Below are 22053 nucleotides of genomic sequence, written 5' to 3' on the forward strand. Positions count from 1 at the left end.
TCAGATCACCAGCCCTCAGAGCTTGATCTCGATGTCGACACCGGCCGGGAGGTCGAGTCGCATCAGAGAGTCAACGGTCTTGGGGGTCGGGTCGAGAATGTCGATCAGGCGCTTGTGCGTGCGCATCTCGAAGTGCTCGCGCGAGTCCTTGTACTTGTGCGGCGACTTGATGACGCAGTACACGTTCTTCTCAGTGGGCAGCGGCACCGGGCCCGCGACCGACGCACCAGTACGCGTCACCGTCTCGACGATCTTCTTCGCCGAGCTGTCGATGACCTCGTGGTCGTAGGCCTTGAGCCGGATGCGGATCTTCTGTCCCGCCATGGCTACTCAGTAGTCCTGTCTCTTCTAACGCTCTGGAACCAGATGGTCCGTTCACTTCGTTCTCCGACCCACGCGGTCGGGTGTGTCGCGCTCTCGGCCGACATGGATGCCCCTTGTTCGAACATCCCTGCTGGGAAAGCACGGCCCTTCCGGAACCGCAAGCCGAGGACGAAAGGTCCACCGGGTGCCTGGTCGGCGCCGCACTGACACTTCCCGAAAGATTCCCGTACGTCCGCCCCAGCGCTGCCATCAGGCAGTTAGGGCGACGAGTACTGTGGGACTCGCTTCCGGTCCTCCCGGCGGGAGGCGCGCAGCATCAACACTCGACCGAGCAACCCCGCTAGTCTGCCATATGGGGCAGGTGCCTGGCCAATCGAGCCGGAGACAATACCCCGGACGTGACGCAGGTCAAACGCAGGGTGTGGAGAGTGTGTGCGGGCGAGGTGACCGCCCACCCCGGCCGCGTCGTCCGCAGGGACTTTCCCGCCACAATCGTCGGTGTGTCCCCACCAGGATCAGGACCGGTCGGGATCCGCGGCCGCCGACCGAGCCGTTCCACGATCTCGGCGCCGACGCGACCAGGTCGACCGGGCATTCGCCGGCAGTCCGATTCCGGAGGATGTCGTGGTGGCACGGGGCACCTGAACCGGCCACGTCGAATCGATGAGATCGGGGGCCTCGTCGGCCGGAATGTCACCGACCCGGGCTGCACGTCGAGTTCTCCCGGAAACCATCCGGTGCCGAGTTTCGAGGGGAAGGTGGAGGGACGCGATTCTGCGGTTGCGCGTACCCGAAGGAACGCACGGCGCATGGATCGAGAAGGTCGGCGATTTCGGGGTGAGCGAGCAGGGATTCGTTGCTCGGCCGGGGCCCGGGTGACAAAGTCACCCGGGCCTTCAAGGACGAAAACGGTCAGTATCGAATGTATGGCGAAGAGCAGCCCGGAAGCCAGGAAACGGATGCACAGGGAACCGCAGCCGAGGAACGATCCCCGCTTCGAGGCCGACGTGGTGTTCACGGTGACGGGAGGGCCGCCGCGTCCCGCCCGCCGCACGGGCAGCCCGGGCCGGTGCCCGGCGGTGGCCGACGCCGACGACCGGGTGATCGGCTACGTGTGTGCCGACGACAAGGACGAGGCCGGGAGCGTCGGGCTCCGCAGCGACGCGAGCCCGGCGGCGCACAACGAGTTCGGCATGTGGGGCGACCGACTGCGCGACGCCGTAAGGCGAGGCATCGCCCCCACCCAGGCCCGCGCCGAACTCACCGGAGCCGCCGGCCGGCCGGGAGCCTGGTCCCGCGGCGTCGAACACCGTGAGCGGATGCGCGCGATGGCCGCTCCCCGGGACACGGGCCTGACCTCGCACCGCTCCCGTGGCGACGGTGGCACCCGTGGCTGACCTCACAGACCCGGCACGGCGGGCGGCGGCCTGGCTCCGGCTCACCTACGGCGATCTCGTCGAGCCGGCCACGACACACCCGGTGCACGAGACGGACACGGCCTGGATGCTGTCCTGCCGGGCGCTGCCCCAGCCCGGATATCCGCGTACGCCGATGCTGGCGGCCTCGGTCGTGGTCCCCAAGGACGGTTCCTCCCCCTTCCACCCGGCCCCCGCCGACCCGCTCGCCGATCTGGCCCCGCCCGCCTCCCCCGCGGAGGCGGCGGACCGGGCCCAGGGCCAGCCGCGCCGCATCAACGTTCGCGGCCGCGTCGTCGCCCTCCATGCGGCTCTCTGCGGCGCCCCCGCCTGCCCCCTGCCCTGGCGCCCCTCCGACGAGGCGCCCGGCTGGGTGGCCCGCCTGAAGCGCCGCTACTTCACCGACTTCGTCCGCACCCCGGCCGACACCTGGGACGACGTGATCAAGGCGATGTCGGAGACCGGCCCGGAGACCCGGGGCGTGATCTGGCTGCGCCGCGAGATCGGCGGCCACGAGGCGACGGGCAACCTCCTCTACGCCCACAACAACAACCGCAGGGTGGTGTTCCTCGACGCCGTGACCTCGTCCCTGGCCCGCCTGGACACATCCCACGTCCGCGAACTGACCCTGCTTCGCGCTCTGCCCACCCGGCCGGGATGACACCGTCGACACCGGGGCGGACGACGGGCGGTACACGGTCCGGATACGTGTCCGGGGCCGGGTCCGTGTCCGTTTCCGTGTCTCACCGAACAGTCCCGTCCGGGCACATCGCCGACTGGACGATCTCCACCGAAGGGCTGCCCCTGCACGGCTGCGCCTGAACGCGCAGGGTTGACCAGCCCCTCGTCGGCCGCCCGCCCGGCGTTCCACGACACTTCACCTGACGACAACGTCAGCACACGTCAGCAGACGACTTCGACGATTCGAGTGAGCTCATGAGCGACAACGTCCTCTCGGTGATTCCGACCGACCCACGCTGGCAGCCGGACGAGGCCGCGGCCGACCGCGCCGCCGCACTGCTGACCCGTCTCGTCCCCGAGGACGACACCGGCCTGGAGACGGAGATCGAGGTCGACTGGTACGACGCCGTCATGGCCGTCGACTGCGGCGAGTACCTGGAGCGGATCGGCTGCCCCCGGTGCGGAGCGACCGTCTCCGACGTCTGGTACGGCGATCTCCTGGACGCGCACGGCGACGACGGCTTCGTCACCCTCGATGTGGAGGTTCCCTGCTGTGGGGCGGCCACCGCGCTGGACGCCCTGGAGTACGACCGGCCCTGCGGCTTCGCGCAATTCGAGATCGCCGTCTGGAATCCGGACCGGGAGCCGCTCGACGAGGGCGAGTTGGCCGATCTCGGCAAGGCGCTCGGGCATCCCGTGCGGCAGATCCTCGCGCGCATCTGAGCCCGCCCGGACACGACGAGAGGGCCCGTACGACCGGAGTCGTACGGGCCCTCCCGGGTGCTCAGCTCAGGCTGGAGCTACCAGGTCGAACAACAGGACTTACTTGTTGATCTTGGTGACCTGGCCGGCGCCGACCGTCCGGCCACCCTCACGGATGGCGAACTTCAGGCCCTCTTCCATGGCGACGGGCTGGATGAGCTCCACCTTCATCTCGGTGTTGTCACCCGGCATGACCATCTCGGTGCCCTCGGGGAGGGTCACGACGCCGGTCACGTCCGTCGTACGGAAGTAGAACTGCGGACGGTAGTTGTTGAAGAAGGGGGTGTGACGGCCACCCTCGTCCTTCGACAGGATGTAGGCCTGGGCCTCGAACTCGGTGTGCGGGGTGACCGAGCCCGGCTTGATGATGACCTGGCCGCGCTCGACGTCCTCGCGCTTGATGCCACGGAGCAGCAGACCGACGTTCTCACCGGCCTGGCCCTCGTCGAGCAGCTTGCGGAACATCTCGATACCGGTGACCGTGGTGGTGGTCTTGTCCTGCTTGATGCCGATGATGTCAACGGTCTCGTTGACCTTCAGGACACCGCGCTCGATACGGCCGGTGACGACCGTACCGCGACCGGTGATCGTGAAGACGTCCTCGACGGGCATGAGGAACGGCTTGTCGACGTCACGCTCGGGGGTCGGGATGGACTCGTCGACCGCCGCCATGAGCTCCAGGACGGTCTTCGCCCACTCCGGGTCGCCCTCGAGCGCCTTGAGCGCCGAGACCTTGACGACCGGCAGGTCGTCGCCCGGGAACTCGTACTCGGAGAGGAGCTCACGGACCTCGAGCTCGACGAGCTCCAGGATCTCCTCGTCGTCCACCATGTCGGCCTTGTTCAGGGCGACGACGATGTACGGCACGCCGACCTGGCGGGCCAGGAGCACGTGCTCCTTGGTCTGCGGCATCGGGCCGTCGGTGGCGGCGACCACGAGGATGGCGCCGTCCATCTGCGCCGCACCCGTGATCATGTTCTTGATGTAGTCCGCGTGACCGGGGCAGTCGACGTGGGCGTAGTGACGCGTCTCGGTCTGGTACTCGACGTGCGCGATCGAGATCGTGATACCGCGCTGACGCTCCTCAGGAGCCTTGTCGATCTGGTCGAAGGCCGAGGCCTCGTTCAGGTCCGGGTACGCGTCGTGCAGCACCTTGGTAATGGCGGCCGTGAGGGTCGTCTTACCGTGGTCGATGTGACCGATGGTGCCGATGTTGACGTGCGGCTTAGTCCGCTCGAACTTCGCCTTCGCCACGGGGGTCCTCCTGGGAGTGGTTCTGGAACGCCTTGCTTCATCGGCGCCAGGTGATCTTTGCTGTCAAATCCCGGGCCCGGGGCAAACACCCACGATCCTTGACGAATGCGGGTGGTTGCCCCAGAGGCTCCGGAGTCAAGCCTAAAGCGTGCGAACGCGGTGCGTTACTCGCCCTTGGCCTTCGCGATGATCTCCTCGGCGACGTTCCGGGGAACCTCGGCGTAGGAGTCGAACTGCATCGAGTAGCTCGCGCGACCCGACGTCTTGCTGCGGAGGTCGCCGACGTAGCCGAACATCTCCGACAGGGGCACCAGGCCCTTGACGACGCGGGCACCGGCCCGCTCCTCCATGGCCTGGATCTGACCACGGCGGGAGTTGATGTCGCCGATGACCTCACCCATGTAGTCCTCGGGCGTGGTGACCTCGACGGCCATCATCGGCTCGAGCAGCACGGGGCTGGCCTTGCGGGCGGCCTCCTTGAAGGCCTGCGAACCGGCGATCTTGAACGCGAGCTCGGAGGAGTCCACCTCGTGGTAGCCACCGTCGAGCAGGGTGACGCGCACGCCGGTCATCTCGTAACCGGCGAGGATGCCGAACTGCATGGCCTCCTGCGCACCGGCGTCGACCGAAGGGATGTACTCCTTCGGGATACGACCACCGGTCACCTTGTTCACGAACTCGTACGAGGCGTCGCCGCCCTCGATCGGCTCGATCGCGATCTGCACCTTGGCGAACTGGCCGGTGCCGCCGGTCTGCTTCTTGTGCGTGTAGTCGACCCGGTCGACCGCCTTGCGGATGGTCTCGCGGTAGGCGACCTGCGGCTTGCCGACGTTGGCCTCGACCTTGAACTCACGGCGCATACGGTCGACCAGCACCTCGAGGTGCAGTTCGCCCATGCCGCCGATGATGGTCTGGCCGGTCTCCTCGTCCGAGTGGACCTGGAACGACGGGTCCTCCTCGGCCAGGCGCTGGATCGCGATGCCCAGCTTCTCCTGGTCGCCCTTCGACTTGGGCTCGATGGCGACCTGGATGACCGGAGCCGGGAAGTCCATGGACTCCAGGATCACGGGCGCCTTGTCGTCGCACAGCGTCTCGCCGGTCGTGGTCTGCTTCAGACCCATGACGGCGACGATGTCGCCGGCGCCGACCGCCTCGATCTCCTCACGCTTGTTCGCGTGCATGCGGTAGATCTTGCCGATGCGCTCCTTCTTGCCCTTGACGGAGTTCAGCACGGCAGTGCCGGACACCAGGCGGCCCGAGTAGACCCGGACGAAGGTGAGCTTGCCGAGGTGCGGGTCGCTCATGATCTTGAACGCGAGCGCCGACAGCGGCTCGTCCTCGGACGGCTTGCGCTTGACGACCAGCTCCGGGTCCTTCACGTCGTGGCCTTCGATGGCCTCGACGTCCAGGGGGGAGGGGAGGTAGCGCACGACCGCGTCGAGCAGGGGCTGGACGCCCTTGTTCTTGAACGCGGTACCGCAGAACACGGGGGTGACCGTGACGCCGTCGGACTTGCCGGACGCGATGGTGATACGACGGATCGCGGCGTACAGCTGCTCCACGGAAGGCTCCTGGCCCTCCAGGTACAGCTCCATGATCTCGTCGTCGTTCTCGGCGACGGTCTCGACGAGCTTGCCGCGGTACTCCTCGGCAGCCTCGGTGTGGGTGGCCGGGATGTCGACGACGTCGTACATCTCGCCCTTCTCCGCCTCGGCGGACCACACGAAGGCCTTCATCGTGACCAGGTCGACGACGCCCTTGAAGTCGGCCTCGGCACCGATCGGGAGCTGCATCACGATCGGCGTCGCACCCAGGCGGCTGCTGATCATGTCGACACAGCGGTGGAACTCGGCACCGGTCCGGTCGAGCTTGTTGACGAAGCAGATACGCGGCACGCCGTAGCGGTCCGCCTGACGCCAGACGGTCTCGGACTGGGGCTCGACACCCGCGACGCCGTCGAACACCGTCACCGCACCGTCGAGCACGCGCAGCGAACGCTCCACCTCGACGGTGAAGTCGACGTGGCCCGGGGTGTCGATGATGTTGATGGTGTGGTCGACGTCGTCCAGCGGCCAGTGACAGGTGGTGGCAGCAGAGGTGATCGTGATGCCACGCTCCTGCTCCTGCTCCATCCAGTCCATGGTCGCGGCGCCGTCGTGGACCTCACCGATCTTGTAGGAGACGCCGGTGTAGAACAGGATCCGCTCGGTGGTGGTCGTCTTGCCCGCGTCGATGTGGGCCATGATCCCGATGTTGCGGACCTTGGCCAGGTCAAGTGAAGTGGTAGCCATAAGGCTTCAGTCTTCTCTCGGTCTCGATGTGGGTAGCGACTACCAGCGGTAGTGCGCGAAGGCCTTGTTGGACTCGGCCATCTTGTGGGTGTCCTCGCGCTTCTTCACAGCGGCGCCGAGGCCGTTGGACGCGTCGAGAAGCTCGTTGAGCAGGCGCTCGGTCATGGTCTTCTCGCGACGGGCGCGGGAGTAGCCGACGAGCCAGCGCAGCGCCAGGGTGCTCGCGCGGCCGGGCTTGACCTCGATCGGGACCTGGTAGGTCGCGCCACCGACACGGCGGGACTTGACCTCGATGGTCGGCTTGATGTTCTCGAGAGCGCGCTTCAGCGTGATGACCGGGTCGTTGCCGGTCTTCTCGCGCAGGCCCTCCATGGCGCCGTAGACGATGCGCTCGGCGGTGGAGCGCTTGCCGTTCAGCAGCACCTTGTTGATGAGCGACGTGACAAGAGGAGAACCGTAGACCGGGTCGATGATGACCGGGCGCTTCGGGGCAGGGCCCTTACGAGGCATTGTTTACTTCTCCTTCTTGGCGCCGTAGCGGCTGCGGGCCTGCTTGCGGTTCTTGACACCCTGGGTGTCGAGGGAACCGCGGATGATCTTGTAGCGAACACCGGGCAGGTCCTTCACACGGCCACCACGCACGAGCACGATGGAGTGCTCCTGCAGGTTGTGTCCCTCACCCGGAATGTAAGCGGTGACCTCGATCCCGCTGGTCAGACGCACACGCGCGACCTTACGCAGGGCCGAGTTCGGCTTCTTCGGGGTGGTCGTGAACACACGCGTGCAGACGCCGCGACGCTGGGGCGAACCCTCGAGTGCGGGCGTCTTGTTCTTCTCGACCTTGTCCTGCCGGCCCTTACGGACCAGCTGCTGGATCGTAGGCACTACTTCTCCGGTTTCTGTGTGCCGAATGGTGAAGCTAACCTGGAACTTCTCCGACCCACGCGGTCGGGTGTGTCGGACCCGCGGACTTCCGCCGCGAGGCAGAAGAAGGCGCGGATCGCGGTGGCCACTGCTTGAGGCCCGCATGCGGCTGAAGACACGCACGAGGGCCAGGGCACACCCCAGGCACAAGGTCTGAGCGTACCTAGCGCATCCACTCCGGTCAAAACAGAACCCCCGCCGTCGACACGCCGGGGGTTCAGGAACGCTGCCCGAGCCTTTGCGCCGGCGGGGCCGGGGAGTCCGCGTCGCCCGCCGGGGCCGCCGCCGGAAGCGGCCCGCCCGGGTCCGCCGTCATCGCCGCCGTCCCCGGCGTCCCCGCGGTCGTGGTCGCGGTCGCGGTCGCGGTGCCCGACGTGGCCGCCGTGTCGTGGCCGACGAAATACGTCGGACGGTTCTGCACGGCCGTGTAGATACGGCCCACGTACTCGCCCAGCAGACCCACGCAGACCAGCTGGACCGCGCCGATGAAGAGCACGCCGATGAACAGGGACGTCCAGCCCGGAACGGTGTGCTGGAAGGCGTGCGCGCTCAGCGTGTAGACCATCAGCCCGAGGCAGACCAGGAACGCGACACCGCCCAGCCAGGTGGCGATGCGCAGCGGCGCCGCCGAGAACCCCGTGACGCTGTCCACGGCCAGCCGGATCATCCGGCCCAGGGGGTACTTGCTCTGGCCCGCCGGCCGCGGGGCGCGCTCGTAGGTGACCTCGCCGCTGGGAAAGCCCAGCCAGGGCACGAGGAGCCGGTAGACGCGCTGCTGGTCCGGCAGCGCCTTCAGGGCGTCCACCGCGGCCCTGCTCAGCAGCCGGAAGTCACCGGCCTGGGCCGGCACGGACGGGCCCGCCAGGCGGCGCACGAGGCGGTAGTACAGGCCCGCCGTCCACCGCTTGAAGCCGGTGTCGCTCGCCCGGTCGGCCCGGATGCCGTACACGATGTCGAGGTGGTCGGCACGGGCCAGCACGAGCATGTCGGGGATCTTCTCGGGCGGGTCCTGCAGATCGGCGTCGATACTGACGACATAGGCTCCGACGGCCCGGTCGAGGCCGGCGGTGAGGGCGGCCTGGTGACCGGAGTTACGGCGCAGACCGATGACCCGCAGCTCCGGCCAGCCGAGCCGGAAGGCGTCCAGGAGTGCGGCCGTGCGGTCCGTGCTGCCGTCGTCGACGGCGACGACCTCGTACGGGACGCCGAGGCCGGCGAGGACCGGGCGCAACCGGTTGACCAGTGCGGGAAGGACTTCTTCCTCGTTGTACATGGGTATGACGACCGACAAGACGGTCGCCGCGGCCGTGGTCGTCGGCGCTTCGGACACCCGTCCTCCCCCCACCTGTGGCGCACATGTGCGACTCTGTTGCGATCTTATGACCGCACTCTGATGACCGAACGTCACGATCATCCGGACCACCGCGCCGCCCCCGGGTGTCCGGCGATCGGCCGAGGGGGACCCCAGCCATGAGCACGGCTTCCAGCGACACGGCGACGGACCCGGCCGTGCCCGACGGGCCGACGGAGGCGTCGCGGCGACTGCGCCGCCCCACCCTGCCCGACGGGGTACGACCGTACCTTGCCCCGCTGCTCCTCTACGGCGTCACCAAGCTCGTGGGACTGACCGTGTTCGTCGGCCTCCTCGACGCGGCCGACGAGTACCAGAAGAAGAACCCGCGCTTCGGCGGCGGCGCGCACTGGTGGGACGTGCTCGCCACCTGGGACGGCTGGTGGTACCTCCAGGTCGCCGAGAAGGGTTACGATCCCGGCCCGCTGGTGCCGCTGGAGCCCGGCGGGCTGTTCACCGTCCAGCAGAACTCCGTCGCCTTCTTCCCCCTCTATCCGGGCCTGATCCGGGGCGTGTCCGAGATCACCGGCCTCGGCCTGTACGGCTCGGCGATGGCGGTCTCGGTCCTGGCCTCCTTCGTCGCGGCCGCCGGTGTGTACGCGGTGATCTCGACGCTGGCCGGCGCGCGGGCCGGCACGATCGCCGCCGGCCTGTGGGCGCTGGTGCCCGGTGCGGGCGTGGAGTGGGCGGTCTACTCGGAGTCGGTGTTCGTCGCCATCGCCGCCTGGTGCTGCTACTGCGTCATGAAGCGCCACTGGGTGGCCGCGGGACTGCTCGCGTTCCTGGCCGGGCTCAACCGGCCGACCTCCGCCGCGCTCATCGGCGCGGTCGGGCTCGCCGCGATCGTCACCCTCGCCCGGCCGCAGAGCAGACGCGAGCACGGTGTCGCCGGGCCGGTGTACGCCATGATCGCCGCACCGCTGGGCCTGCTCACCTATGTCACCTGGGTCGGCCTCGCCGCGGGCGATCTCACCGCGTACTTCACGCTCCAGCGCGAGGGCTGGGCGCACTACTTCGACTTCGGCGCGTACACCCTGGACGTGCTGGGCAACACGGCGATCGGGCGCCACGACTACCTGTTCGCGTTCTCCGTGCCCGACCTGCTGGCCGTCCAGCTGGTCCTGGCGCTGCCCTTCCTGATCGCGCTGATGCTGCGCAGGAAGCCGCCGCTGGTGCTGGTCGCGTACACCCTGGCCAGCGTCGTCGCCGTCCTGGGGACCCAGCAGATGTTCGGCAACACGGGCCGCTACCTGCTCCCGGTCTTCCCGCTCCTCCTGGCTCCGGCGGCGGCGATGAGCCGGCTGAAGTGGCCGAGCCTGACGGTGTTCTTCGCCACCGCGGCCGTCGCCTCGGGCTGGTACGCCCACTTCGTCATCTTCGAACTGGGAATCCCGTAACCGCTCGGGGCGACGGAAGCGCACGTCCGCCCGCAGACAGCCGCCACCGACACCGCCGGCAGCCGCCACCGCCGGCCCGCCACCGCGCTCGGTCGTGGTGCGTCCGGGCGGCCTGCGCGCCTCTCGCACGAGCCCGGGCACTCGTAGCCGTGGCCGTGCCCGCAGCCCGGTAGAACGCCGGGCAGGCACTGTCCCGGACACGCCGAAGGGCGGTCCCCCGTGGAACACGGGGAGACCGCCCTTCAGTACGTCAGACGCACGCCTTACTGGTTGTACGGACCGTAGTCGTAGTCCTCCAGCGGAACGGCCTGGCCGGAGCCCGTGCCGAACGGCGAGTAGTCGATGTCGTCGTAGCCGACGGCCGAGTACATCGCGGCCTTGGCCTCCTCGGTCGGCTCGACCCGGATGTTGCGGTAGCGGGACAGACCCGTACCGGCCGGGATGAGCTTACCGATGATGACGTTCTCCTTGAGGCCGATCAGGGAGTCGGACTTGGCGTTGATCGCCGCGTCCGTCAGGACCCTGGTCGTCTCCTGGAAGGACGCCGCCGACAGCCAGGACTCCGTGGCCAGCGAGGCCTTGGTGATACCCATGAGCTGCGGACGACCGGAGGCCGGGTGACCGCCCTCCTGCACCACACGACGGTTCTCGACCTCGAACTTCGAGCGCTCGACGAGCTCGCCGGGCAGCAGCTCGGCGTCGCCGGACTCGATGATCGTCACACGGCGCAGCATCTGCCGGATGATGATCTCGATGTGCTTGTCGTGGATCGACACGCCCTGCGAGTTGTACACCTTCTGGACCTCGCCGACCAGGTGGACCTGGACGGCACGCTGACCCAGGATGCGCAGCACGTCGTGCGGGTTGGTGGCGCCCACGGTGAGCTTCTGGCCCACCTCGACGTGCTCGCCCTCGCTGACCAGGAGACGGGCGCGCTTCGAGATCGGGAACGCCGTCTCGTCGCTGCCGTCGTCCGGCGTGATGACGATCTTCTTCGTCTTCTCGGTCTCCTCGATCCGCACGCGGCCGGAGGCCTCGGAGATCGGGGCGACACCCTTCGGGGTACGGGCCTCGAAGAGCTCGACGACACGCGGCAGACCCTGCGTGATGTCGTCACCGGCCACACCACCGGTGTGGAAGGTACGCATCGTCAGCTGGGTGCCGGGCTCACCGATGGACTGGGCGGCGATGATGCCGACCGCCTCACCGATGTCGACCAGCTTGCCGGTGGCCAGCGAACGGCCGTAGCACATGGCGCACGTGCCGACCTGCGACTCACAGGTCAGGATCGAGCGGGTCTTGACCTCCTCGACGCCGTGGCGCACGAGCTGGTCGATGAGCACGTCACCCAGGTCCACGTTGGCCGGCGCGATCACCTTGCCGTCGATGACGACGTCCTCGGCGAGCATGCGGGCGTAGACGCTGGTCTCGACGTCGTCCGTCTTGCGCAGGACGCCGTCCTCGCCGCGGACGGCGATCTTCAGCTTCAGACCGCGCTCGGTGCCGCAGTCCTCCTCGCGGATGATGACGTCCTGCGAGACGTCCACCAGACGACGGGTCAGGTAACCCGAGTCGGCGGTACGCAGGGCGGTGTCCGCCAGACCCTTACGGGCGCCGTGCGTGGAGATGAAGTACTCCAGCACGGACAGGCCCTCACGGAAGGAGGCCTTGATCGGACGCGGGATGGTCTCGTTCTTCGCGTTCGACACCAGACCGCGCATACCCGCGATCTGCCGCATCTGCATCATGTTTCCTCGGGCGCCCGAGTCGACCATCATGAAGATGGGGTTGGTCTTGGGGAAGTTCGCGTTCATCGCCTCGGCGACCTCGTTGGTCGCCTTGGTCCAGATCGCGATGAGCTCCTGCGTGCGCTCTTCCTTGGTGATCAGACCGCGCTCGTACTGCTTCTGGACCTTCTCGTCCTGCGCCTCGTAACCCTTGACGATCTCCTTCTTCGCCTCGGGGACGACGACGTCGGAGATGGCCACGGTGACACCGGAACGGGTCGCCCAGTAGAAGCCGGCCGCCTTCAGGTTGTCGAGCGTCGCCGCCACGATGACCTTGGGGTAGCGCTCGGCCAGGTCGTTGACGATCTCGGAGAGCTGCTTCTTGCCCACCGAGTAGTCGACGAACGGGTAGTCCTCGGGCAGCAGCTCGTTGAAGAGCGCGCGGCCCAGGGTCGTCCGCAGCCGGAAGGTGTCACCCTGCTGCCACTCGGGCTCGCCCTCCTCCCGCGCCGGCGGCGTCCAGCCACGCGGCGGGATGGTGCCCACCGGGAAGCGGATGTCGATCGGCGACTGCAGCGCGAGCTCACCGGCGTCGAACGCCATGATCGCCTCGGCCGAGGAGCCGAAGGACCGGCCCTCGCCCTTGGTGTCGCGCAGCTCGCCGTCGGTGGTGAGGAAGAACAGACCGAGGACCATGTCCTGGGTCGGCATCGTCACCGGACGGCCGTCGGCGGGCTTGAGGATGTTGTTCGAGGACAGCATCAGGATGCGGGCCTCGGCCTGCGCCTCCGCGGAGAGCGGCAGGTGGACGGCCATCTGGTCACCGTCGAAGTCCGCGTTGAACGCGGTGCAGACGAGCGGGTGGATCTGGATGGCCTTGCCCTCGACCAGCTGCGGCTCGAAGGCCTGGATGCCGAGGCGGTGCAGGGTGGGAGCACGGTTCAGCAGAACCGGGTGCTCGGCGATGACCTCTTCGAGGACGTCGTACACGACCGTGCGGCCGCGCTCCACCATGCGCTTGGCGCTCTTGATGTTCTGCGCGTGGTTGAGGTCCACGAGCCGCTTCATCACGAACGGCTTGAACAGCTCCAGCGCCATCGCCTTCGGCAGACCGCACTGGTGCAGCTTCAGCTGCGGACCGACGACGATCACGGAACGCGCGGAGTAGTCCACACGCTTGCCGAGCAGGTTCTGACGGAAGCGGCCCTGCTTGCCCTTGAGCATGTCGGACAGCGACTTCAGCGGACGGTTGCCGGGGCCCGTGACCGGGCGACCACGACGGCCGTTGTCGAAGAGCGCGTCGACGGCCTCCTGGAGCATGCGCTTCTCGTTGTTCACGATGATCTCGGGCGCGCCGAGGTCGAGAAGCCGCTTCAGACGGTTGTTGCGGTTGATCACACGGCGGTACAGGTCGTTCAGGTCGGAGGTCGCGAAGCGGCCACCGTCCAGCTGCACCATCGGGCGGAGGTCCGGCGGGATGACCGGCACGCAGTCGAGCACCATGCCCTTGGGGCTGTTGCTGGTCTGCAGGAACGCGGAGACGACCTTGAGGCGCTTGAGCGCACGGGTCTTCTTCTGGCCCTTGCCGGTGCGGATGATCTCGCGGAGGCGCTCGGCCTCCTCGTCGAGGTCGAAGGACTCCAGGCGCTTCTGCAGCGCCGCGGCGCCCATCGAACCGTCGAAGTACGTGCCGAAGCGGTCACGCAGCTCGCGGTAGAGGAGCTCGTCGCCCTCGAGGTCCTGGACCTTGAGGTTCTTGAACCGGGTCCACACCTCGTCGAGACGGTCGATCTCGCGCTGCGCGCGGTCGCGCAGCTGCTTCATCTCGCGCTCGGCGCCTTCGCGCACCTTGCGGCGCACGTCGGCCTTGGCGCCCTCGGCCTCCAGCTCGGCCAGGTCGGTCTCGAGCTTCTTGGCGCGGGCCTCCAGGTCGGAGTCGCGACGGTTCTCGATCTGCTGACGCTCGACGGAGACGTGCGCCTCCAGCGAGGGCAGGTCCCGCGTGCGGCGCTCGTCGTCGACGAACGTGATCATGTACGCCGCGAAGTAGATGACCTTCTCGAGGTCCTTGGGAGCCAGGTCGAGCAGGTAGCCCAGACGGCTCGGGACGCCCTTGAAGTACCAGATGTGGGTGACGGGGGCGGCCAGTTCGATGTGGCCCATCCGCTCACGACGCACCTTGGCGCGGGTCACCTCGACGCCGCAGCGCTCACAGATGATGCCCTTGAAGCGGACGCGCTTGTACTTGCCGCAGTAGCACTCCCAGTCCCGGGTCGGACCGAAGATCTTCTCGCAGAAGAGTCCGTCCTTTTCGGGCTTGAGCGTGCGGTAGTTGATGGTCTCGGGCTTCTTGACCTCGCCGTGGCTCCACTGACGGATGTCGTCAGCGGTAGCCAGACCGATCCGGAGCTCGTCGAAGAAGTTGACGTCGAGCACTATGCGTCAATCCCTCTCAGGGTTGTAAGTCTTGGGGTCTGATACGGGGGTCCCGGGGCCGGCCGGAGGTTCAGGGATCTTCATCGCCGAACCTCCGGACCGGACTCCCGTCAGACCTCTTCGACGCTGCTCGGCTCGCGCCGGGACAGGTCGATGCCGAGCTCCTCCGCCGCGCGGAAGACGTCCTCGTCGGTGTCACGCATCTCGATGGACATACCGTCGCTGGACAGCACCTCCACGTTCAGGCAGAGAGACTGCATCTCCTTGATGAGCACCTTGAAGGACTCGGGGATGCCGGGCTCAGGGATGTTCTCGCCCTTGACGATGGCCTCGTAGACCTTCACGCGGCCGGTGACGTCGTCGGACTTGATGGTCAGGAGCTCCTGGAGGGCGTACGCGGCGCCGTATGCCTCCAGCGCCCACACCTCCATCTCACCGAAGCGCTGACCGCCGAACTGCGCCTTACCGCCCAGCGGCTGCTGGGTGATCATCGAGTACGGGCCGGTCGAACGGGCGTGCAGCTTGTCGTCGACCAGGTGGTGCAGCTTCAGGATGTACATGTACCCGATGGAGATCGGGTCCGGGAACGGCTCACCGGAGCGGCCGTCGAACAGCCTCGCCTTGCCGGTCGGCTGCACCATGCGCTCGCCGTCGCGGTTCGGGATGGTGTGCTGCAGCAGACCCGCGAGCTCGTCCTCACGGGCGCCGTCGAACACCGGGGTGGCGACGTTGGTGCCCGGGGCGACCTGGTCGGCGCCGATGACCTGCAGGCGCTGCGCCCAGTCCTCGCCGAGCCCGGAGACGTCCCAGCCGCGGCTGGCGAGCCAGCCGAGGTGGATCTCCAGCACCTGTCCCGGGTTCATTCGGGACGGCACGCCCAGCGGGTTGAGGATGATGTCGACCGGGGTCCCGTCCTCGAGGAACGGCATGTCCTCGATGGGCAGGATCTTGGAGATGACACCCTTGTTGCCGTGACGGCCGGCGAGCTTGTCACCGTCCGTGATCTTGCGCTTCTGCGCCACGTAGACGCGAACCAGCTGGTTCACGCCCGGCGGCAGCTCGTCGCCTTCCTCACGGTCGAAGACGCGGACGCCGATGACCTTGCCGATCTCGCCGTGCGGCACCTTCAGCGAGGTGTCACGGACCTCACGGGCCTTCTCGCCGAAGATCGCGCGCAGCAGGCGCTCCTCCGGGGTCAGCTCGGTCTCGCCCTTGGGCGTGACCTTGCCGACCAGGATGTCGCCGGCCACGACCTCGGCGCCGATGCGGATGATGCCGCGCTCGTCGAGGTCGGCGAGGACCTCCTCGGAGACGTTCGGGATGTCTCGGGTGATCTCCTCGGGGCCGAGCTTGGTGTCACGGGCGTCGACCTCGTGCTCCTCGATGTGGATCGAGGAGAGGACGTCGTCCTGCACGAGGCGCTGCGACAGGATGATCGCGTCCTCGTAGTTGTGACCCTCCCACGGCATGAACGCCACGAGCAGGTTCTTGCCCAGCGCCATCTCGCCGTTCTCGGTGGCCGGGCCGTCGGCGAGGACCTGACCGGTGATGATCCGGTCGCCCTCGTTGACGATGACCTTCTGGTTGACCGAGGTGCCCTGGTTGGAGCGCGAGAACTTGGCCAGGCGGTACGTGATGTACGTGCCGTCGTCGTTGGTCGTGGTGATGTAGTCCGCGGAGACCTCCTGGACCACACCGTCCTTCTCGGCCTTGACCACGTCGCCGGCGTCGACGGCGGAGCGGTACTCCATGCCGGTGCCGACGAGCGGGGACTCGCTCTTGATGAGCGGCACGGCCTGACGCATCATGTTCGCGCCCATGAGGGCACGGTTGGCGTCGTCGTGCTCGAGGAACGGGATCATGGCGGTCGCGACCGACACCATCTGGCGCGGCGAGACGTCCATGTAGTCCACGTCGTCACCGGGGACGTAGTCGACCTCGCCGCCACGACGGCGGACCAGGACGCGGTTCTCGGTGAAGCGCATGTCGTCGTCGAGCGTGGCGTTGGCCTGCGCGATGACGAAGCGGTCTTCCTCGTCGGCCGTCAGGTAGTCGACCTCGTCGGTGACGACACCGTCGGTGACCCGGCGGTAGGGCGTCTCCACGAAGCCGAACGCGTTGACCCGGCCGTAGGAGGCGAGCGAACCGATCAGACCGATGTTCGGGCCTTCGGGCGTCTCGATCGGGCACATGCGTCCGTAGTGGGACGGGTGCACGTCACGGACCTCGAAGCCGGCCCGCTCACGGGAGAGACCACCCGGACCGAGCGCCGACAGACGGCGCTTGTGGGTGAGCCCCGACAGCGGGTTGTTCTGGTCCATGAACTGCGACAGCTGGCTGGTGCCGAAGAACTCCTTGATGGAGGCGACGACCGGCCGGATGTTGATCAGGGTCTGCGGCGTGATCGCCTCGACGTCCTGAGTCGTCATCCGCTCGCGGACGACACGCTCCATACGCGCCAGACCCGTGCGGACCTGGTTCTGGATGAGCTCGCCGACGCTGCGCAGACGACGGTTGCCGAAGTGGTCGATGTCGTCGGTCTCGACGACGATCGTCGTGCCGTTGTCCGCGGCCGTCTCGGTCTCGCCGGCGTGCAGCTTCACCAGGTACTTGATCGTCGAGATGACGTCCTCGACGGTCAGGACGCCCGCGTCGAGCGGCGCCTCCGCACCCAGCTTCTTGTTGACCTTGTAGCGGCCGACCTTCGCGAGGTCGTAGCGCTTGGGGTTGAAGTAGAGGTTCTCGAGCAGCGTCTGCGCGGCCTCACGCGTGGGGGGCTCGCCCGGACGCAGCTTGCGGTAGATGTCCAGCAGCGCGTCGTCCTGGCCCTGGGTGTGGTCCTTCTCCAGGGTGGCGCGCATGGACTCGTACTCGCCGAACTCCTCGAGGATCCGCTCGGTGGTCCAGCCGAGAGCCTTCAGGAGAACGGTGACGGACTGCTTGCGCTTGCGGTCGATGCGGACACCGACCATGTCGCGCTTGTCGATCTCCATCTCCAGCCAGGCGCCCCGAGAGGGGATGATCTTGGCGGAGAAGATGTCCTTGTCGGACGTCTTGTCGATGGAGGAGTCGAAGTAGACACCCGGCGAACGGACCAGCTGCGACACCACGACACGCTCGGTGCCGTTGATGACGAAGGTGCCCTTGTTCGTCATGAGCGGGAAGTCGCCCATGAAGACCGTCTGGGACTTGATCTCGCCGGTCTCGTTGTTCGTGAACTCGGCCGTCACGAAGAGCGGGGCCGCGTACGTGAAGTCACGGTCCTTGCACTCGTCGATGCTGTTCTTCGGCGGCTCGAAACGGTGGTCGCGGAAAGTCAGCGACATCGACCCGGAGAAGTCCTCGATCGGGGAGATCTCCTCGAAGATCTCCTCCAGACCCGACTTCGTGGGGACGTCCTGACCGGACTCCAGAGCCGCCTCGACCCGACTCTGCCAGGCGGTGTTCCCGAGCAGCCAGTCAAAGCTCTCGGTCTGCAGCGCGAGCAGGTTGGGAACCTCGAGGGGCTCCTTGATCTTTGCAAAGGAGATGCGCAGCGGGGCGGTGCTGGCGGCGTTGTTCGTATTCGCGGTCGAGGCGTTGCGCGAGGCGGCCAAGAGGGGGTCCTTCCGAGGGCTCGGACTCACTACGCGCGTACCGGCCCCTCTCTCGCGCACGGAGACGGACAGTTCCCGATCTGGCAGATGGCCAGGTGGGAGACGTCTGATCGTCCGGGTTCAAGGGAGGGCATGCCCCTGGTGACGGGCAGGGGACAGCTAACAGGCAGCGCAAAGGGTCAGTGTAGCCAGTTGGCACACTGATGTCCAGTGCGGGTTATTCGCGACCCTCGTGGTTCTCAACGCCCTCTGTCCGGTAGCCCTCAACGCACGGTGATACTGCCCTCTTCGTCGCCGATCCATGCCTCGGATTCGGATCGTTGTGACGACGCGTCCTGAGAATTGCGCGCTGCGTGCGGTTCGTCAAGGCCCCCCTGCGCGAACCGGGGCGCTCGGAGACACGACGAAGATCACCATACCCCCCGCTCAGAGGGGTGCAAGGTAACCGTGGCCGCACCCCAGGGAACGACGAAGAGCGACCACCCAGATGGATGATCGCTCTTCGGTGCGTGGGCGTTACAGCCCCCGGAGGGGAAGTTTCAGCCTGCGCTCGCGGCCGTCTCCGGCCGCGGGGTGTTACTTGACCTCGACCGAGGCGCCGGCGGCCTTGAGGGACTCGGCAGCCTTGTCCGCGGCCTCCTTGGCGACCTTCTCGAGAACGGGCTTCGGAGCGCCGTCCACGAGGTCCTTGGCCTCCTTCAGACCCAGGGAGGTCAGCTCGCGCACGACCTTGATGACCTGGATCTTCTTCTCGCCGGCGCCGGTGAGGATGACGTCGAACTCGTCCTGCTCCTCAACGGCCTCGACCGGGGCGCCCGGGGCGGCGGGGCCGGCGACGGCGACCGCGGCGGCGGCGGTGACGTCGAACTTCTCCTCGAACGCCTTCACGAACTCGGAGAGCTGGATGAGGGTCATGCCCTCGAACTCGGCGAGCAGTTCGTCCTGGGTGAGAGCCATGACGGCTTTCCTTCCACTAATTCGGCTGGTGCCGGTATGTACATGTCTGGCGGGCGTACGTTCGGCCCGCTACGACCGCTGCTTCAGGCGGGCTGCCTCAGGCGGCGGTCATTTCGGGAGCCGAATTACTCGGCACCGCCCTGCTCGGCCTGCTTGGCACGAAGAGCGTCCACGGTGCGGACGAGCTTCGAGGGAAGCGCCTGGAAGAGCTGAGCAGCCTGAGTCTGCTTACCCTTGAAGGCACCCGCCAGCTTGCTGAGCAGAACCTCGCGGGACTCGAGGTCCGCAAGCTTCTTGATCTCGTCGGCGGACAGCGCCTTGCCGTCAAGGACACCGCCCTTGATGACGAGGTTCGGGTTGTCCTTGGCGAAGTCACGAAGACCCTTCGCCGACTCCACCGGGTCACCGGTGATGAAGGCGACCGCCGTCGGACCGTTGAAAAGGTCGTCCAGCGTGTTGATCCCGGCCTCGTTGGCCGCAATCTTGGTCAGCGTGTTCTTCACCACGGCGTACTGGGCGTTCTCACCGAGCGAACGACGCAGCGTCTTGAGCTGCGCCACGGTGAGACCCCGGTACTCGGTCAGCACGGCGGCGTTCGAGCTGCGGAACGACTCCGTCAGCTCGGCTACCGCGGCAGCCTTGTCGGGCCTTGCCATGAGCGTCGGCCTCCTTCCGGGTGATGAGGACCGCTCAGAAGGGGCTGTGACAGACGAAACGCCCCGGCGCAGGCGCACGGGGCGTAGCTCGACCGCAAGAATTCCGTGGGAGGATTTCTCTCGGGAGCACATCCACTGACACCTGCGCGGGTCGTCCGCATTGCAGCGGATCCTTCGGCCACCGCCCCCTCCTGCGAGAGAACGGCAACGACCAGCGGTCTTTGGCTTCTCGTGGAGAGTACGTGAACCGGTCGCCGTCAAGCAAATCCGCCCGTACGGACCACCTCAGCGGCCGGCCTTCCCCAGCTCCTCGGCCAGGTCCACGGTGTCCGAGGCCGGCGGGGCCTTCACGGTCACGGGCTTGCCGAAGTCGGTGAACGTGAGGGTGAGGTCGAGCCGGCCGTGCCGCCCGAAGCCCTGCATGCGCAGCTGCCGGGTGCGGTCCTGGGCATCGGTCCACAGGTCCATGGTGAGTTCGTCGACGCCCAGCTTCTCGTACTGGGCGAGGCTCTTCTCCGTCCGCTGCCGGACGGTCGCCCCGTCGTCCTTGTACGAGGCGCGGATGGCGTCGACGGTGGCGGTGCCGGTGTAGTGGGCGGTGCTGACGCCCCCGACGGTCTCGACGCCCGCCTTCTTCAGGTCGTCGGCGGCGGCGAGGAAACCGCTCTCGTGGGAGGGGTTGTCGCGGACCCGGTCCGCCATCGTGCCCGTGCCGGCCCCGAGACCGCGCGCGGCGCCGGATCTGCCCGGCGCGCCGAACCTGATCCAGTGCTTGCCGCCCTGGCCGGGCTGGTCGGAGCCCACGTACAGCGCCCCTCCGACCAGCCGGAACTCTCCGGTGCCGCGGGCGGGCCCGCTGAGCACGGTGGACTTCAGGCTCATCGCCGGCGGCTTGACGCCGATCGCCGCCTCGCCCTTGATCCGGCCCTCCTCCGGCGTCCGGCCGGTCATCCGGTAGCGCAGGGAGACGGGCTCCTCCGCCTTCCGGGCGGCCCGGGTGACGGCGGCCGCGGCCGCCGGGTCGCCCCCACCCCCGCTCTCGGCGCCGCCCACCGCCGCGCACCCGGTGACGAGCAGCGCGGACAGCCCGAGGACACCCACGGAAGACCTCATTCAACTTCCCCCAGAAACCCGGACCGCGGCACCCGCGGAGAGAACCCGCACAGAGGATCCATGCAGGGGGCCCGCACAGAGGATCCATGCAGAGAACACCCACAGGGAGCGCACGGTCGCATCACAGCAAGACCGTGAAGGTATCCCAGGGGGGCGGTGGGGGTCCTGTGGATTACGAGCCGCTCCCCGCCCCCTGGCCTTCTGCCCCCTGCTGCCGGACCAGCTCCGTGAAGTCCGTGGTGTCGGCCGCCGGGGGGACCTTCGCCGAGACCTCGGTGCCGTAGTCGGTGTAGTAGGCGGTCTGGGTGTAGCCGCCCTGCGTCGTCTGGCCCCGCTCCACCTTCTTGACCAGCAGGTCCCGGTCGTCGACCCAGATGTCGACCGTCTCGGTGGTCACGCCGGCCTGTTCCAGCGTCTTCCTCAGGTCGTCGAGCTGGCTGCGGCTGAGGTTGGAGTTCCGCCCGGCGAGGTCGGCCACCTCGACCGTCCCCGCGTAGTGCGTGGTGTTCCGGCCCCGCACCTTCTCCGTGCCGACCTGGCGCACGTCCCCCGAGGCCAGCAGCAGCTTGACCGACTGGTTGGGGGTGGTGTGGGTCATCTGGTCCTTCAGATACGCGCCGGAGCCGCCGCCGAGGCTCTTCAGGTCGTCGTACGCGTACTTGATCCAGTGCCTGCCGCCGGTCTGCCGTGCGAAGGCGTCGCCCATCCTGGCGTAGTACGCGTCGGGCAGATAGCGGGCCTGCATCGACGTCGTGCCCAGCTGGCGCATCGTGTCGGCGACGGTGCCGCCGGTGTACGTGATGGTGAGGGCGCCGGTGAGACCGTCGTCCCAGCCGAGGGCGCCGTCGGCGGTCATCGACATCAGGGAGCCGATGGTCGTGCTGGACTCGACCCTCGCCGAGTCTGCGCCGTCGGTGGACTTCTCTGCGGTGCGCAGGGCCGCGACCGGACTGAGCCGGGGGCCGCCCTCCCCGCCGCCCCCGCCGGCGCCTCTGGTCTCCCTCGACTCCGCGGACCCCCCGGAGCCCCTGGCGTCGCGGGAGCCGTCGGATCCGTCGGAGCCGCAGGCCGTCACCCCCGCGAACAGCACCACGGCAACGATCGACAGCCCCGCCCGGCGCACGGTCGCCCGCTTCATTCGCTCACCCCCCAGATTCCCGTCACTGCAC

General features: G+C 67.8%; 16 protein-coding genes. 4 read left to right on the forward strand and 12 right to left on the reverse strand.

Annotated features, from left to right (window positions below; all coding sequences use genetic code 11):
• Positions 1–15: 15 nt before the first annotated feature.
• Positions 16–324, reverse strand: a complete 309-nt coding sequence (gene rpsJ, locus IE239_RS20030; RefSeq protein ID WP_003948644.1) for a 30S ribosomal protein S10 — start codon at positions 322–324, stop codon at positions 16–18.
• Positions 325–1250: 926 nt separating this feature from the next.
• Between rpsJ and IE239_RS20035 the strand changes: the two genes are divergently transcribed.
• The 3 genes from IE239_RS20035 to IE239_RS20045 all read left to right on the forward strand — a co-directional run bounded on the left by IE239_RS20035 (position 1251) and on the right by IE239_RS20045 (position 3143).
• On the forward strand, positions 1251–1721 hold the full coding sequence (locus IE239_RS20035) for a hypothetical protein (protein ID WP_190150722.1): 471 nt from the start codon (positions 1251–1253) through the stop codon (positions 1719–1721).
• Positions 1714–2400: a toxin glutamine deamidase domain-containing protein gene (locus IE239_RS20040; protein ID WP_190150723.1), complete on the forward strand. Its 687-nt coding sequence runs from the start codon at positions 1714–1716 to the stop codon at positions 2398–2400. Before IE239_RS20035 ends, IE239_RS20040 begins: the two co-directional genes overlap by 8 nt.
• A gap of 275 nt (positions 2401–2675) precedes the next feature.
• Complete coding sequence (locus tag IE239_RS20045) at positions 2676–3143, forward strand: hypothetical protein (protein ID WP_190150724.1); 468 nt, start codon at positions 2676–2678, stop codon at positions 3141–3143.
• Positions 3144–3242: 99 nt separating this feature from the next.
• Here the strand turns inward: IE239_RS20045 and tuf are convergent, their stop codons facing one another.
• The 5 genes from tuf to IE239_RS20070 form a co-directional block, all read right to left on the reverse strand.
• Positions 3243–4436, reverse strand: a complete 1194-nt coding sequence (gene tuf, locus IE239_RS20050) for an elongation factor Tu (protein ID WP_057584687.1) — start codon at positions 4434–4436, stop codon at positions 3243–3245.
• A gap of 164 nt (positions 4437–4600) precedes the next feature.
• On the reverse strand, positions 4601–6727 hold the full coding sequence (gene fusA, locus IE239_RS20055; RefSeq protein ID WP_190150725.1) for an elongation factor G: 2127 nt from the start codon (positions 6725–6727) through the stop codon (positions 4601–4603).
• A gap of 39 nt (positions 6728–6766) precedes the next feature.
• Positions 6767–7237, reverse strand: a complete 471-nt coding sequence (gene rpsG / locus IE239_RS20060) for a 30S ribosomal protein S7 (protein WP_020132641.1) — start codon at positions 7235–7237, stop codon at positions 6767–6769.
• Positions 7238–7240: 3 nt separating this feature from the next.
• Positions 7241–7612: a 30S ribosomal protein S12 gene (gene rpsL, locus IE239_RS20065; protein ID WP_003948652.1), complete on the reverse strand. Its 372-nt coding sequence runs from the start codon at positions 7610–7612 to the stop codon at positions 7241–7243.
• A 256-nt stretch (positions 7613–7868) separates the two neighbouring features.
• Positions 7869–8924, reverse strand: a complete 1056-nt coding sequence (locus IE239_RS20070) for a glycosyltransferase family 2 protein (RefSeq protein ID WP_190150772.1) — start codon at positions 8922–8924, stop codon at positions 7869–7871.
• Positions 8925–9121: 197 nt separating this feature from the next.
• On the opposite strand from IE239_RS20070, the gene IE239_RS20075 reads away from it, so the two are divergent.
• Positions 9122–10399: a putative hexosyltransferase gene (locus IE239_RS20075; RefSeq protein WP_190150726.1), complete on the forward strand. Its 1278-nt coding sequence runs from the start codon at positions 9122–9124 to the stop codon at positions 10397–10399.
• Positions 10400–10662: 263 nt separating this feature from the next.
• Here IE239_RS20075 and IE239_RS20080 read toward each other — a convergent pair whose 3' ends face one another.
• The 6 genes from IE239_RS20080 to IE239_RS20105 form a co-directional block, all read right to left on the reverse strand.
• On the reverse strand, positions 10663–14562 hold the full coding sequence (locus IE239_RS20080) for a DNA-directed RNA polymerase subunit beta' (RefSeq protein WP_190150727.1): 3900 nt from the start codon (positions 14560–14562) through the stop codon (positions 10663–10665).
• Positions 14563–14672: 110 nt separating this feature from the next.
• Entirely contained in the window at positions 14673–18158 is a 3486-nt protein-coding gene (rpoB, locus tag IE239_RS20085) for a DNA-directed RNA polymerase subunit beta (RefSeq protein WP_190150728.1), read from the reverse strand.
• A gap of 576 nt (positions 18159–18734) precedes the next feature.
• Positions 18735–19115, reverse strand: a complete 381-nt coding sequence (rplL, locus tag IE239_RS20090; RefSeq protein WP_190150729.1) for a 50S ribosomal protein L7/L12 — start codon at positions 19113–19115, stop codon at positions 18735–18737.
• 125 nt (positions 19116–19240) lie between these two features.
• Positions 19241–19771, reverse strand: a complete 531-nt coding sequence (rplJ, locus tag IE239_RS20095) for a 50S ribosomal protein L10 (RefSeq protein WP_069770411.1) — start codon at positions 19769–19771, stop codon at positions 19241–19243.
• A gap of 285 nt (positions 19772–20056) precedes the next feature.
• A complete protein-coding gene (locus IE239_RS20100; RefSeq protein WP_190150730.1) occupies positions 20057–20884 on the reverse strand; it encodes an SCO4651 family lipoprotein in 828 nt (275 codons plus the stop codon).
• Positions 20885–21056: 172 nt separating this feature from the next.
• Positions 21057–22022 carry an SCO4651 family lipoprotein gene (locus tag IE239_RS20105; RefSeq protein ID WP_190150731.1) on the reverse strand — a complete coding sequence of 322 codons (966 nt, stop codon included), beginning with the start codon at positions 22020–22022 and terminating at the stop codon, positions 21057–21059.
• Between the last annotated feature and the right edge of the window lie 31 nt (positions 22023–22053).

The sequence above is a fragment of the Streptomyces humidus genome (genome assembly GCF_014649655.1).
GTDB classification, from domain to species: domain Bacteria; phylum Actinomycetota; class Actinomycetes; order Streptomycetales; family Streptomycetaceae; genus Streptomyces; species Streptomyces humidus.